16 protein-coding genes are annotated in these 14,843 nt (G+C 37.8%); 13 read left to right on the top strand and 3 right to left on the bottom strand.

Translation table 11 applies throughout. The annotated features are described in order from the left end of the window. Positions 1–25 precede the first annotated feature (25 nt). The 10 genes from AC1VU3_RS10730 (at position 26) to AC1VU3_RS10685 (ending at position 8,814) form a co-directional block, all read left to right on the top strand. Entirely contained in the window at positions 26–1,384 is a 1,359-nt protein-coding gene (locus AC1VU3_RS10730; RefSeq protein ID WP_482983461.1) for an MFS transporter, read from the top strand. A gap of 207 nt (positions 1,385–1,591) precedes the next feature. Continuing rightward, complete coding sequence (locus AC1VU3_RS10725; protein ID WP_480387458.1) at positions 1,592–2,452, top strand: SDR family oxidoreductase; 861 nt, start codon at positions 1,592–1,594, stop codon at positions 2,450–2,452. Positions 2,453–2,490: 38 nt separating this feature from the next. After that, on the top strand, positions 2,491–3,132 hold the full coding sequence (locus AC1VU3_RS10720) for a bifunctional 2-keto-4-hydroxyglutarate aldolase/2-keto-3-deoxy-6-phosphogluconate aldolase (RefSeq protein WP_480387459.1): 642 nt from the start codon (positions 2,491–2,493) through the stop codon (positions 3,130–3,132). Between the two features lie 84 nt (positions 3,133–3,216). Then, complete coding sequence (uxaC, locus tag AC1VU3_RS10715; RefSeq protein WP_482983460.1) at positions 3,217–4,635, top strand: glucuronate isomerase; 1,419 nt, start codon at positions 3,217–3,219, stop codon at positions 4,633–4,635. A gap of 21 nt (positions 4,636–4,656) precedes the next feature. Next, complete coding sequence (gene uxuA / locus AC1VU3_RS10710) at positions 4,657–5,703, top strand: mannonate dehydratase (protein WP_480387461.1); 1,047 nt, start codon at positions 4,657–4,659, stop codon at positions 5,701–5,703. A gap of 88 nt (positions 5,704–5,791) precedes the next feature. Then, positions 5,792–6,631, top strand: a complete 840-nt coding sequence (locus AC1VU3_RS10705; RefSeq protein WP_482983459.1) for an HAD family hydrolase — start codon at positions 5,792–5,794, stop codon at positions 6,629–6,631. Between the two features lie 355 nt (positions 6,632–6,986). Beyond that, positions 6,987–7,409, top strand: a complete 423-nt coding sequence (locus AC1VU3_RS10700; RefSeq protein WP_482983458.1) for an organic hydroperoxide resistance protein — start codon at positions 6,987–6,989, stop codon at positions 7,407–7,409. A gap of 217 nt (positions 7,410–7,626) precedes the next feature. Then, entirely contained in the window at positions 7,627–8,385 is a 759-nt protein-coding gene (locus AC1VU3_RS10695; protein ID WP_480387464.1) for a class I SAM-dependent methyltransferase, read from the top strand. Positions 8,386–8,458: 73 nt separating this feature from the next. After that, positions 8,459–8,662, top strand: coding sequence for a hypothetical protein (locus AC1VU3_RS10690; RefSeq protein ID WP_480387465.1), 204 nt, complete (start codon positions 8,459–8,461; stop codon positions 8,660–8,662). Between the two features lie 14 nt (positions 8,663–8,676). After that, entirely contained in the window at positions 8,677–8,814 is a 138-nt protein-coding gene (locus tag AC1VU3_RS10685; protein WP_480387466.1) for a YfhE family protein, read from the top strand. Positions 8,815–8,855: 41 nt separating this feature from the next. Here the strand turns inward: AC1VU3_RS10685 and AC1VU3_RS10680 are convergent, their stop codons facing one another. The 3 genes from AC1VU3_RS10680 to AC1VU3_RS10670 are packed head-to-tail and all read right to left on the bottom strand — an operon-like array spanning position 8,856 to position 10,748. Further along, positions 8,856–9,587, bottom strand: a complete 732-nt coding sequence (locus AC1VU3_RS10680) for an ABC transporter permease (protein WP_482983457.1) — start codon at positions 9,585–9,587, stop codon at positions 8,856–8,858. Then, positions 9,584–10,318, bottom strand: a complete 735-nt coding sequence (locus AC1VU3_RS10675) for an ABC transporter ATP-binding protein (protein WP_480387468.1) — start codon at positions 10,316–10,318, stop codon at positions 9,584–9,586. Before AC1VU3_RS10675 ends, AC1VU3_RS10680 begins: the two co-directional genes overlap by 4 nt. Next, on the bottom strand, positions 10,302–10,748 hold the full coding sequence (locus tag AC1VU3_RS10670) for a helix-turn-helix domain-containing protein (RefSeq protein ID WP_480387469.1): 447 nt from the start codon (positions 10,746–10,748) through the stop codon (positions 10,302–10,304). The genes AC1VU3_RS10675 and AC1VU3_RS10670 overlap by 17 nt, the downstream gene beginning before the upstream one ends. Before the next feature lie 180 nt (positions 10,749–10,928). Between AC1VU3_RS10670 and AC1VU3_RS10665 the strand changes: the two genes are divergently transcribed. From AC1VU3_RS10665 to AC1VU3_RS10655, 3 genes are all read left to right on the top strand, one after another. Further along, positions 10,929–11,519, top strand: a complete 591-nt coding sequence (locus AC1VU3_RS10665) for a DUF6198 family protein (protein WP_480387470.1) — start codon at positions 10,929–10,931, stop codon at positions 11,517–11,519. Positions 11,520–11,613: 94 nt separating this feature from the next. Then, entirely contained in the window at positions 11,614–13,206 is a 1,593-nt protein-coding gene (locus tag AC1VU3_RS10660; RefSeq protein ID WP_482983456.1) for an amidohydrolase, read from the top strand. A 21-nt stretch (positions 13,207–13,227) separates the two neighbouring features. Next, positions 13,228–14,688, top strand: coding sequence for an alanine/glycine:cation symporter family protein (locus AC1VU3_RS10655; protein WP_480387472.1), 1,461 nt, complete (start codon positions 13,228–13,230; stop codon positions 14,686–14,688). Positions 14,689–14,843 lie beyond the last annotated feature (155 nt).

Raw genomic sequence — 14,843 nt, 5'->3', positions numbered from 1 at the left:
CAATATTTTGGAGGTAATTATAACTATGCGACCATTTGGTATGCGTGATAAGTTAGGGTACTTGTTTGGTGATTTCGGTAACGACTTTTTCTTCTTTTTAGTAAGTTCATTTTTAATGGTATATTACACGGACGTTTATGGGCTAAGTGCAGCGTGGGTGGGCGGATTGTTCTTAATTGCTCGTCTATGGGATGCAGTTGCAGACATTACTTGGGGACGTTTTATTGATACAAGAGATCCAGGTAAGAACGGGAAATTTAGACCTTGGATCCTTAGAATGTCATTCCCGCTTGTGTTTACAGGAATATTAATGTTCGTTACTTTCCCGGGTATGACGACAGGATTCTATGAAGCATATGCATTTGTAACGTATCTTGTATGGGGTACTTTATATAGTACGGTAAATATTCCTTACGGTTCTATGGCCTCAGTTATAACAGAAGACCCAATAGAACGTACAAGCTTATCTACTTATAGAACAATTGGTTCTACACTAGCAGGTTTAGTTATCAATGCATTAGGTCCGCAAATTATCTTTGTGGATAATAAAGCAGATGCAGGCGGATTCTTTGTAGCTGCAATTCTATTTGGTCTTCTTTCAATCAGCAGCTACATCGCTTGTTACAAGCTTACGACAGAGCGTGTCGTTGTTCCAAAAGGATCTGCTGAAAAGATGGATTTGAAAACGACATTAAAAGGTTTAGCAAAAAACAAACCACTCATTGCAATACTTGCTGCATCGTTAATTTTTATGATGAACATGATGCTTGTTGGAGCGGTTAACGTATATCTATTTAAAGATTACTTCTCAAGTGCTGGTACATTAAGCGTTATAAGTATTGCTCAAACAATAGCTGTACTAATCTGTGCTCCATTTGTGAAAACACTTACGACCAAATTCGGTAAGAAAGAAATGTCCATTGTTGGATTAATTGTTGCTAGTGCGGCTTATTTCGTATTGTACTTCTTGAAAGATATCGATGCTATGACATTCATTTATATTTCGTTCATTGGTTTTCTTGGATTTGGACTGTTTAATACTGTAATTTGGGCATTTGTAACAGATGTTATTGATTATCAAGAGTACTTAACTAGCCAACGTGAGGATGGAACAGTTTACTCTGTCTATTCATTTGCACGTAAAGTGGGTCAAGCCATAGCCGGTGGTATTGGTGGTTTTGCGATTGGCGCAATCGGTTATGACGCTGCACGCGAAGTTCAAACAGAGGAAGCACTTAATGGGATTCATACATTAGCGACATTAGTCCCTGCTATCGTTTATTTACTCATTTTATTAATTTTATTGTTCTTCTACCCATTAACCAAAAATCGTTTAGCAAAAATGCAGAAAGAGTTGGCAGCAAAACGCGCTTCCAAAGAATAAGGAAACATCTAGTAGGGCATATTAGGATATCAGTGTCTTGTAAAAAGGATACTTATAGCTATACTGGTAAAAAAAGTTTTCAAATTATTGTAAGATATGTAAGGAAACTTATCTATTACCGTGCATAAGTAATTGAATTTGGGTGCTTTAGGCGTTAAAATTTTAAATCGCCGAAGGCATTAATATATTTCTGGAGGTCTATGTAGAATGACTTTTTTACCTTTTCAAATTGATTTAAAAGACAAAGTCGCTGTAGTAACAGGCGGAGCAGGAATCCTTTGCGGTCAATTCGTTGACGCTTTGGCTGCTTGTGGCGCAAAAGTGGCTATCCTGGATCGCGACTTAGCAAACGCAGAAGCAAAAGCAGCTTCCGTTACAGAAAAAGGCGGAATTGCAATTGGTGTAGCTGCTGATGTTCTTAGCAAAGAAAGCTTAAAAGCTGCTCATGAGGTTGTGCTTGAAAAATTTGGACCTTGCGACATTTTAATTAATGGCGCTGGAGGAAATCATCCACTTGGAACAACTACAAAAGAGTATTTATACGCTGAAGACATCAAAGAAAAGTTAGATGATACTATCACTTTCTTTGATTTAGATCCACAAGGAGTTCAATTTGTATTCAACTTAAACTTCTTAGGTACATTACTACCTTCACAAGAATTTGCTTCAGACATGATTAATCGTAAGGGCGCTACAATCATTAATGTTTCTTCCATGAATGCGTACACGCCATTAACGAAAATTCCAGCATACAGTGGAGCAAAAGCAGCTGTAAGTAACTTTACTCAATGGTTGGCAGTTCATATGTCAAAAGTGGGTATTCGTGTTAACGCAATTGCACCAGGGTTCTTCGTTACTGCGCAAAATGAAAAATTATTAAAAAATGAAGACGGTTCTTATACAGAGCGTTCTGAAAAAATCCTTCGCAACACACCGATGGACCGTTTCGGGGAAGCAGAAGAGTTAGTAGGTACAATGCTGTATCTAGTATCACATGAGGCTTCAAGCTTTGTTAACGGAGTTGTCATCCCAGTTGATGGTGCATTCTCTGCATACTCAGGTGTATAAGGTAAAAAAGTGAAGTTAAAGGCATAAGAGGTGATTAGATGTTACAAAAATTCGAAGTGCTTAAAGAAATGCGTGAAGGCTATGTAGTAGCTGTAGTTCGTGGAAACACGAAAGAGGAAGCTGTGGAAATTGCAAAGCAAGCATTTAAAGGTGGTATTCGCTCGTTAGAGATTACTTTCACAACACCAGATGCTGCGGAAGTAATTGCAGAACTTGCAAGCCTAAAGGAAGAGGGCATGATCATTGGTGCAGGTACTGTGCTTGATGACACAACTGCTCGTATTGCCATCATGAAAGGTGCACGTTACATTGTGAGTCCACATTTTGACCGTAATATTTCCTTAATGTGTAACCGCTACTGTGTACCATACTTACCAGGTTGCGGATCTGTAACAGAAGTGCTGGAAGCAGTAACCTATGGATCAGATGTTATCAAGATGTTCCCAGGAAGCTTGCTAGGTAAATCCTTCATTAAGGACGTACACGGGCCACTTCCACATGTTCAAATGATGCCATCAGGTGGCGTGAGCAAAGATAACTTAGCGGATTGGATTGAAGTAGGTGCATTCGCTGTAGGTATCGGAAGTGCTTTAACGAAAAATGTAAAAGATGGTGACTATAGCAGTGTGCAAACGACTGCAAGAGAGTTCATGGACCATCTAGAATCCCTTAGGGGTTAATCATAGTTCTTCTTTGCATTTGTTCGGCACTGAATGAATGCGAAGAAGATTATTTAGATTTGTATATGAAGGAGGGACAAGTGAATGAGTTCATTTATCCATGAGAACTTTATGTTGAAAAATGAAACTGCTGTGAATTTATACCATAAATTTGCAAAAGATATGCCAATCTATGATTATCACTGTCACTTATCTCCAAAAGATATTGCTGAAAATCGTAAATTTAATAACATCACGGAACTATGGCTCGAAGGTGACCATTATAAATGGAGAGCAATGAGAGCACATGGAATCTCTGAGAAGTACATTACTGGTGATGCTAGTTCAAAGGAGAAATTCGAGGCTTGGGCTAAAACAGTTCCATATACTGTTGGAAACGCTTTGTATCACTGGACACATATCGAGTTGAAAAATTACTTCGGAATCGAAGAATTATTAAACGAACATACATGGGAAAGCATTTGGGATCGTTGCAATGAATTGTTACAGCAAGACGATTTTTCTGTTCGTGAACTTATTAAACGTTCAAATGTAAAAGTAATAGGTACTACAGATGAACCGACAGACGATCTTATGCATCATGCGCAAATTGCTGAATTACCAGATTTCCCAGTGAAGGTTCTTCCATCATTCCGTCCTGACAAAGGATTAGAAATCAATAAAGCTACTTTCGTTCCATTCGTGGAATTACTTGAAAATGTAGCTAATCAATCATTAGCAACTTATGCGGATTATATTGCGGCTCTATTAAATCGAGTACAATACTTCCACGAAAAAGGGTGCAGAATTTCTGACCATGGTCTTTCTGAGGTTCCATTTGCTGAATTTGAAGAAAGTGAACTAGATGCAATTTACCAAGCTGGACGTAACGGACAACCTGTAAGCATAGAGGATGAAAATAAATTCAAGACGGCCATTTTGATTGCTCTTGGTAAGGCCTACACAGATAGAGGCTGGGCAATGCAAATTCACTTTGGTGCTATCCGCAACAACAATACAAAAATGTTCCAAAAGTTAGGACCTGACGCTGGATTTGATTCAATTAGCGACCAAGGCGAAGTAGCAGCACCATTAAATGCTCTACTAGATGCACTAGAAATCAGAGATTCTCTTCCAAGAACAATTATTTACAATCTAAATCCTGTTTATAATGAACTAATTGGTACAACAATTCAAAACTTCCAAACAAACGAAGCTGGAATTGCAGGTAAAATCCAATTTGGTTCTGGTTGGTGGTTTAATGATACAAAACCAGGTATGATTCGCCAATTAACAGCTTTAGCTGATCAAGGATTATTAAGTCACTTTGTAGGAATGCTGACAGATTCACGCAGCTTCATCTCTTACAGCCGACATGAGTATTTCCGTCGTATCCTATGTAACTTAGTAGGTACATGGGTGGAAGAAGGAGAGCTTCCAAACGACGAAGCATTACTTGAAAAGCTTGTAACAAACATCTGCTTTAACAACGCGAAGAATTATTTTAATATAGATCTTCAATAATTTTTAGGAGGAAACACAACTATGGAAATGAGTTTTCGTTGGTATGGAAAAACTGATTCTATCCCATTAGAATACATCCGCCAAATTCCAGGCATGAAAGGAATCGTAACAGCTATCTATGATATCCCTGTTGGAGAAGCATGGCCAATGGACAAAATAGAAGAGCTGAAAAAGACTGTAGAAGATGCTGGTATGCATATCTCTGTTATTGAGAGTGTACCTGTACACGAAGATATCAAGATTGGTTTACCAACTCGTGATAAATATATCGAAAACTACAAAACAACTCTACGTAATTTAGGAAAAGCTGGTATTCCAGTTGTATGCTATAACTTTATGCCAATCTTTGACTGGACACGTACAGATTTAGAATACCGTCTTCCAGATGGTTCTACTGCACTTATCTTCGAAGAAGAAGTTGCAAAGAAAATGGATCCATTAACAGGAGAACTTTCATTACCAGGTTGGGACTCCAGCTATAAAAAAGAAGACTTACAGCAATTATTTGATCACTACAAAAATGTAGATCATGAAAAGCTATGGGAAAACCTCGAGTACTTCATTAAAGAAATCATCCCAGTTGCAGAAGAAGCTGGCGTGAAGATGGCTATCCACCCTGATGATCCTCCATTCGATATCTTTGGATTACCACGTATTATCACTAACAAAGAAAACTTAGAAAGATTTGTTAATCTATATGATAGCCCTAACAACGGCTTGACTATGTGCAGTGGTTCCCTTGGATCTCATCCGGAGAACGATTTCCCTGAAATGCTTCGTTACTTCGGTAAAAAGGATCGCGTAAACTTCGTACATGCCCGCAATGTGAAATTAACAGGCGGTATGTCATTTGAAGAAAGTGCACACCCATCTGAGTATGGTTCTGTTGATATGCACGAAGTAATTAAAGCTATGGCTGACTTCAACTACACTGGCCCTATCCGTCCGGACCATGGAAGAATGATCTGGGGAGAAACAGGTAAACCAGGCTATGGTTTATATGACCGCGCTTTAGGTGCAACTTACCTAATCGGCTTGTGGGAAGCAGAAACTAAAAACAGAAAATAATTTACTGTAGCTTTTGCCTAACTGGATTGTGACTTACTCAATTCAGTTAGGCCTTATTTTATAGAATGGTGAAAATGGAGGACTTACATTGAAAGATCAAATTTCAGAATTCGTTAAAACAAAGAATTTTCTAGTTTGCGTCGATTCCGATGGCTGTGCAATGGATACAATGGACGTGAAACATATGAAATGTTTTGGACCAAAAGTAATTGAAGTATGGGGTTTAGAACACATTGAAGAGCGTTTCATGAAATTGTGGAATGATATTAACCTTTATACAAGATCAAGAGGAATTAACCGTTTTAAAGGTTTAGTAAAAACAATAGAAGATTTAGCTGCAGAAGGAGTAGAAATGCCGGATATCTCTTCTATTAAGCATTGGGTAGAGACGACGAACGAACTTTCTAATCCTTCATTAGAGCGTGCTATCGCAGAAACGAATGATGAACAGCTTAAGAAAGCCTTGCAATGGAGTAATGAAGTAAACAAAGCGATTACAGAATTAGAGGATGCAGACGCACCATTTGAAGGAGCAAAAGAAGGTCTGGCTGCAGCAGAGAAAGTTGCAGACGTGGCAATTGTATCCTCTGCAAATGGAGGCGCTGTGGCAGAAGAGTGGACTAGACATGACCTTGCACCACATGTCCAAGTAATGTTAGGACAAGAAGCGGGAACAAAAGCTTATTGCATCGAGCAATTGAAAAAGTTCGGCTTCGACAACGAGCAAGTACTAATGGTTGGGGACGCACCTGGTGACTTGCAGGCTGCTGAACAAAATGGTGTATGCTACTATCCAATCCTTGTTGGTAAAGAAGCATTCTCATGGGAAAGATTTAGAAATGAAGCTTTAACTAAGTTTACAAATGGTACATTTGCTGGTGAATATCAGGAACAGCTTATTAAGGAATTTTATGATAACTTAAAATAAGAGCCTTCCTACAATTGAAAGATGAGGGAACTTCCCGACTCACATAACAGAAGTTCTAATTGGGAGAGAATTTATCCATGCTTTCTGCGAATCAAAACTGTTAATAGAATTGAACGCTTCAAGCTTTTATTGAGCTTTGAAGCGTTTTTTTATTTGAAAAGAAACTGCAAAGAATATAGTGATATTTATACATTACTTAAATATTGAAAGGAAATATTCCAGAATTTTCAGTAGCGATTAATCCATCAGAACCTCGAGGGTTAAGATATCTTTATTGTTAATAATCCTTTGATATCTTTTTAGGAAACAGGGTATACGTTTAGGGAGAGATATTACGAATAAAGGAGCTGGAATGATGTCAGATAAATTATTTACTGCAAGTGCAATAGCTTTGGGTGGAAGAGAAGGAAAAGTACGCTCAGATGATGGGGTTATTGAACTGGATACAGCTATGCCAGGTACACCAAGAGCTAAGCAGCTAGAGAACGCTACAAATCCTGAGCAGTTATTTGCTGCGGGATATGCAGCTTGCTTTGATAGCGCATTACAGTTAACAGCTAGAAAGGAACGAGTACAATTCACTTCAGAGGTTACGGCCAATGTAAGCCTTTTAAAGGATGAAACAGATCAAGGCTTTAAGCTAGCTGTAGTTTTGCAGGTAAAAGGGACGGATATAGAGAAAGACCAATTGGAGGAATTAGTGCACAAAGCACACCAAGTTTGTCCTTATTCTAAGGCAACTAGAGATAATATAGAGGTTAAACTAGAAGTGGTTTAAATGGAAGGCCTATAAGGGGAATGCCTCTTGTAGGCTTTTTTGAGGTTGATAATTTTTTCTCCAGTCTATTTTTTCTCATCTTTCTTCTATTAAATAACTGCTTTACTTTTCACGCAGTTCAAATCGCAACCATTTAAATTTGTTCTTTTCCCTTTTAACCCATCTTTCATCATGTAATAATCATATGAAAGTGATTGATTATCTTAAGGAGGAAGAAATGGATAACCATAACATTCAAAACAAAAAGGCATGGGAATTTAGAGCATATGAATTTTGGAATAAGAGATATGGTTCGCCAAGAGAGAAAGCAGAGCAAATACTGAAGGCTCCAATAGTTCAGTTAAAAAAGCATGCAAAGTATTTTAATGATAATATCCAAGGTAAGCGTATAGCAAATCTTTGTGGCTCTAATGGTCGTAAGGCAGTTCCACTTTCTCTATTAGGTGCAAAAGTTACTGTCTTTGATATATCAAAAGAAAATAAGAGATATGCCTTAGAACTGGCGAGTGAAGCAAACACATCTATTGAATATGTGGTTACTGATATCTATGAAATTGATCTCACAAAGTATGGGAACTCATTTGACATTCTGTACTTAGAGGGAGGAATATTACATTATTTCCATGATATAAACAAATTGATGAATATCCTGTTTACTTTGTTAAAAGATGAAGGTGTAATGATATTAAGCGATTTTCATCCATTTAGAAAATGTATTGTCAAAAAAGAGAATGCCTTTGAACTAGAGCTGAATTATTTTAATGAAGATATACAAACTGGTGAGGTAGCTTATAAACATTATTTTGATGAAAAGGAGCAGAAGGATTTCCCTGATGTATCTATTAGATTATACACATTCAGCGAAATACTGAATGCTATTATCTTTTCTGGCTTTAGACTTCAAAAAATGGAGGAACATCAAGGCTGGAATGGTGAAAATATTCCTTGGGAGTTTACGATCGTCGCTAGTAAATAGAGATAGAATCTGGCTTTTAGCATAAATCCTCTTGTAATGAGCAAAATTAACTCATGCAGGAGGTGAATGAAATTTGGGAAAGAATAGTAAGGAAACATTAAATAAAAGAACGCATAATCCTTTTCATACCTTTAAAGAATTACATCATAATAAGACAAGTCACAACCATAATCCTGAAGACAATGTAGCTGAGTTTGCAGAAGAATTTGATTCGAAGCTAAAGAATAAAAATAACAAGACGAATCACGATAAAAATCAGCAATCGAATAAAAAATAGAAAGGAGAAGCAATATGAAAAACCAGAGACCTCCACATGAGCAGCTCACGACAAAGGATAATGGATTGACTTCTACACAGGAAGTCCTTTACCAAAAAGAATTTAAGCACGCGGATAAAGCCGTGAAGAATAAAAAGCACAAAGATAGGTAAGAAATTACTGCTTCAAGCTTAGCTTGAAGCAGTTTTCTACTTTAATCCTCACTCATTTTCTTCTTAAATACCATAACTGCTATTACTAGTATTGCAATTCCATATCCAAGCACCCACCAAATATGAGGAAAAATAGCTTGATAATTTCCACTAACTGCAGCTTTTCCCATGTCTACTGCATGCACAAAGGGTAAATAGTAGGCGACGGTTTTAAAGAGTCCACCTACTAGGTTGAGATCAAACCATGCACCTGAAAGCCATGCAGTTAGATTCGTTAGTAAAGCACCACATATAGCGGTAGCTGCTTTTTCACTGAAGACAGTTCCACAAAATAAACCAATTCCAATAAATAAGATAGAAGTGGGGATTAATAACAAAAGTGCAACCAAGAGAGAGGTGGATATGTTCATGCCTAATATAATCGCTACCGAAAAGCAAACAAGACCTTGCAATAATGCCATAGGAAGTAACGGCAATGTATATCCTATAATATAATCCCTCGCCGTCAAAGGAGTGGTAAAAAGTCTTGTTAAAAAGGAGCTAGATCTGTCTTTAGCCAGGATTTGTGCAGAAAATAAAGACAAAAAAGATAGACTAAAGAAAGCAATGCCAGGTGTCAAAGACTCAATATTAAATAAATCGGTTGGGATGTTTTGATTAATTGCTGTAAGCAATAAAAGCAATATGATTGGAAAGCATATACCGAAAAAGAGGGAAACGGGATCTCGTATTATTTCTTTTGTTGTTCTGCTTGCAAAAACAAGAGCTTTCATTGGCTATCTCCCTTCGTTACATAATACACGAACGCATCCTCGAAGCAAGAAGTGCCTGTCTTATCTACCAATTCTTTCGCACTCCCTAAAGCCTTCACTTGTCCGTCTTTCAAAATGCATATGCGGTCTGAAAGAGTCACTGCCTCTTCAAGGTAATGAGTGGTCAAAATAATTGTGGTAGATTCCTTTAATTTTTGGATAGATGTCCAAAGCTCTCTTCTAGCTAATATATCTAGTCCTAAGGTTGGTTCATCTAAAAATAAAATCCGTGGCTCACTTATTAATGCCATACCGATACTTAGGCGTCGTTTCCATCCTCCTGATAAGGTTTTGCTTTTTTGGTGTTTAACCTCCTGTAAAGAAAGCTTTTCCATCACTTTCTCTGTTTTTTGCGCTATCTCTTCTCTTGAAAACCCATATAAGCCCGCCATGAGCTGCAAGTTTTCGAGGACAGTTAAATTGGGGGCGATTGCAGTTTCCTGCGGGGAGACAGCAATCACTTTTTTTACTTTTTGGGGTGCTGTTTTTATGCTATTACCAAATAAAAAAGCGTCACCACTACTAGGCTTTGTAATACAGGATAGCATGTTAATAAGTGTTGTTTTACCCGCTCCATTTACTCCAAGCAAGGCAAGAAGCTCTCCTTCCTCGATGGTAAGAGAAAGCTGATGCACAGCGACTTTTGCTTTATACTTTTTCGTTAGGTTAACTACTTCAATTGGATTCGTCATGCTTGTTCTCCTTTTTACCGCCCATCATTGCCATATTAAAGAAGGGCTTCATATAGGTCTCCGGAATGATTGCTAATCCACGTTCTTCATCGCCTACGATGACGAGCGTATTTCCGGGATGTATATGAAAGAGCTCTCGAGCCTTTTTGGGTATTACTATTTGTCCTCGTTCTCCAACAGTGACCGAACCAAAAAAATGTTTCCCTTTCGGTGGTATTGGCAATCCTAGCCCTTCATCCTTGTAGTGAACTAGGCTATCAATCGATATATTATATAGCTTAGCTAATTCCATACAATGGGTGAGGTCAGGAATAGAATCGCCTTTTTCCCATTTAGCAACAGCCTGTCGTGACACGTTTAAATGTTCCGCGATCTCTTCTTGGGTAAGTTGATGCTGAGAGCGAAGCATTTTAAGATTCATACTTATCATACTTTACCTACCTCCTAATCTTATTATTCCTTGAAAACTGGTCAATTGTCTAGCAACCAACTGTAACATCGATGTTATAGTTGGTTGCTAAATATTTGTATAGAGACTTATTTCTTATTTATACATCTTGTCTACTTCATCTTCATACATTAGAGCATACCCGAAAAGGGAGTGGTGGAGATGTTTATAGTAAAGAAAGGAACCATCATTTTGGTGGGAAGTTTTCTTATATCCATTGGCATTAACCTTTTTTTAGTGCCGTATAAGGTGTTAGACGGTGGAATTATAGGAGTAGCTTTAATTTTAAACTACCTATGGGATTTAAAAACGGGTGCAACGATTATCTTTTTTAGCATCCCCATATTTTTAATTGCTTGGTTTAAATATCGTAATTATTTTTATAATAGTCTTCATGGGATGATTGTTTCTTCCTTATTTATTGACCTTTTGAAGCAAACAAACCCAAAAATATATTTCGAGGCAATACCAAGCGCAATTGTTGGTGGAATTCTAGTCGGCATAGGTATTGGGCTGATGCTTCGTTATGAAACAAGTACAGGAGGCACTGACTTAATTGCACAATTTATCTCTGACCGAACAGGAGTAAATGTAGGCATTAATATTTTCGTGATTGATTCATTAGTGGTAGTAGTAGGAGGCCTACTTCTTTCAGAAGATACTTTTTTTCTTTCTATCATTACCATTCTCTCTGTGGCGTTGACAACCAGCCTGTTAACCCGAAAGGTAATACAGAAACCAATAACCCATTGATTAAAAGGACAAGTTTTTAAAAGTATTTATTTATTGCTATTCATCTGTCAGAATATTAAAATAAAATAACTAACAACTAGAAGGGGTAGATAAATTGAAAACAATCTTTACTAACGGAAAAATTTATACGTTTAATAAAAATGAGCCTTTTGTAGAGGCGATAGTGACAAACGGAGAAAGAATAGAAGATTTAGGATCTTACGAGGATATGAAGCTGGCATGGGGAAGAAGCGGCACAAAAATAGTAGATTTAGGAGGAAAGACTGTTCTTCCAGGTCTCATTGATAGCCATTTACATATCTCTAGTGTAGGAATTAACTCGCTGGAGCTAGATTTAACTGGTGTAAAGTCGAAGGACGATTTGCTTCAACGTATAAAGTTTAAGGCAGAAACTCTTCGGCCAGGAGAATGGATTTTAGGCAGGGGGTGGGACGAGAATCTTTTTCCTGATAAACAAATACCGATAATAGAAGAGCTAGATTTTGTAGCCCCGGGTAACCCGCTATTCTTGCCAAGAGTTTGTGGACATGCCTTCCTAGCTAATAGTAAAGCCTTTGAAATCGCTGGTTATTATGATGAGTTGCCTATACCATTTGGCGGCACTGTCGTGAAAAACGAGCAAAACAAACCGAATGGTCTTCTATTAGAGACTGCTTCCAACATAATCACTGAGCACATTCCTAAAAAAACCTATTCACAGCTCAAAAAAGCACTAACTGTTGGTATGCAAGAGGCTGTACGTTTTGGATTAACAGGAATTCATACAAATGACCCTACTTATTTTTATGGTGGAAAACAGACGTATCAACTTTTTGACGAAGTAGTAAACAAGGAAGGCATTGGACCTCGCAGCAACCTTTTAATCGATTATCAATATCTAGAAGAGTTAAAGGCAGAAGGTATGTACGCAGGATACGGAAATAACAAGGTAATGATTGGAGCAATAAAGTTTTTTGCTGACGGAGCATTGGGTGGTAGGACAGCACACCTATCGAGAGCATATGCAGATGATCCAGGTAATTTTGGGAGCGCAATTTATGAAAAGGAGGAGCTTTTCCGCTATTTCCAAGATTGCAGAGACGCTGATATGCCAATAGCCGTTCATACTATTGGAGATCAAGCTCTCACCGATGTTCTAGATATATTAGATCAAATGGAGTCTGTAAAATTCCGAGATAGACTTATTCACGTTTCTCTTTTGAATGAAGAGCTGATTCGTAGACTAAAAAGTCCACATAGAATCACCGATTTACAGCCGAAATTTGTGTCCAGTGATTTTCCTTGGATTATCGACCGTATTGGAGAAGAACGAGCTAAACTTGCCTATCCGTTTAAAACGCTACTAGAGGCTGGTGTTATTTGTGCAGGTAGCTCAGATGCACCGATTGAGCCTTTAAATCCGCTACTAGGGATTTATGCTGCTGTTACTCGTCGAAAAGAAGGAGAAACACATGCAGGTTATATTGAAAGTGAGAAGCTATCTATGTACGAAGCAATTGAACTATTTACACTTGGTGGAGCCTATGCAACAAACGAGGAAAAAGAAAAAGGGTCACTGGAAAGAGGAAAACTAGGGGATATGACTGTACTTTCTAAGGATCCATTCACCATGGAAAGTCCAGATGAACTACTAAATACGGAGGTGGAGCAAACAATCATAGGAGGGGAAATAAAATATCATAAATAAAATAGAATAGGAGCTGAGAGAGTGGAACAAATCTTAGAAACAATAGTAGATTGGCTTTGGGGCTTACCATTAATTTTTACGGTATTATTTGTCGGTTTATATTTTACTATTGGAAGTAAGCTATTCCAATTTGGGTATTTGCCCCATATTTTTAAGGAAACGTTTGGTAGACTATTTAGCAAGCGTGATAAATCGGAAGATTCGAAAGGTCTGTTGACACCCTTCCAGGCTGTTAGTACCGCAATAGGAGGAAGTGTTGGAGTAGGAAATATAGGTGGTGTAGCAACAGCTATTGCTATTGGAGGACCTGGGGCAGTATTTTGGATGTGGATAACTGCACTTCTTGGAATGATTACCAAAACAGTTGAAGTAACGTTGTCCGTCTATTATCGAAGCACCGATGAAGAAGGAAATCCATATGGAGGACCTACCTATTATATTCAGAAGGGTCTAGGTGAAGAGAAGAGATTTAAATTTTGGAAGGTACCAGCTATTTTATTTGGGTTTGGTATTTTTACTACCTTCTTTATTACTCTTCAAAACTATACGATATCTGAAGCATTAAGTTCCTCCTTTGATATTGGGATGATTACTGCCTCTTTTATCTATTTGGTTCTTATTTATGTAATTGTTTATGGAGGCATTAAAAGAATCGGGGAAATTGCAGGTCGTTTAGTACCTTTTATGTGTATCTTTTATCTTGTAGCTGGACTTTTTATTATTTTTAAAAACTATTCAGATATCATCCCGGTTTTTGAGCTTATTTTTAATAGTGCATTTAGTGGTAATGCGGCGGTAGGTGGATTCGCAGGAGCGGCTATTGCACAAGTGATCCGTATGGGTGTGGCAAGAGCGGTTTATAGCAATGAAGCAGGTTGGGGAACTTCGCCAATGATTCATTCTACTGCAAAGACAAGTCATCCAGTAAAGCAGGGGATGTGGGGAGCGGTAGAGGTTTTTATTGATACCATCATCGTTTGTTCCATCACGGCGTTTACAATTATCATTACAGGTGTTTGGTCTTCTGGGCTTAGCGGAGCAGAATTAACACTATCTGCTTTTGAAATTGGCATTGGAGAGATTGGCCGTTATGTAATCACTATATCTGTATTCTTATTCGGATTAACCACTTCGACAGGTTGGTACACATATTACGAAATTATACTACGCCATGTGTTTGGTGATTCAGATCAGACAACTTTAAAATATAGGGTGTTATTAGCGTTTAAATGGCTATATCCAATCCCTGGTTTTTTAATGGTTGTTTACGCTGTATACTTTAATATGCCAGGTCAGGCTGTATGGTATTTTGCGGATATTACTACTGCCATTCCTACCTTTGTTAACCTTATCGTCATCCTGATCCTGAGTGGAAAGTTCTTCGAGCTTCTCCGAGATTACAAGGCTAGGTATTTAAACATTGGACAGATTGATCCGAATTTCAGTGTGTTCTATGAGGACAAAATGAAAAAAGGTAAGTAAAAGACAAAGTAGTACAAATAGACAAACTTGAATTTTAAAAATTGATACATTCATGAAAAAGCTGCTCCTAAGATCGTTAGGGTGCTGCACCCCAAAAGTTAGAGTAAAAACTAACTTTTGGGGTGTTTTTCTATGGCTAAATATAGTGAAGAATT

It is taken from the genome of Psychrobacillus sp. Z16_25, from assembly GCF_056856695.1.
The sequence above is the reverse complement of the archived record's forward strand: the minus strand, read 5'-3'. Positions and strand labels throughout refer to the sequence as shown.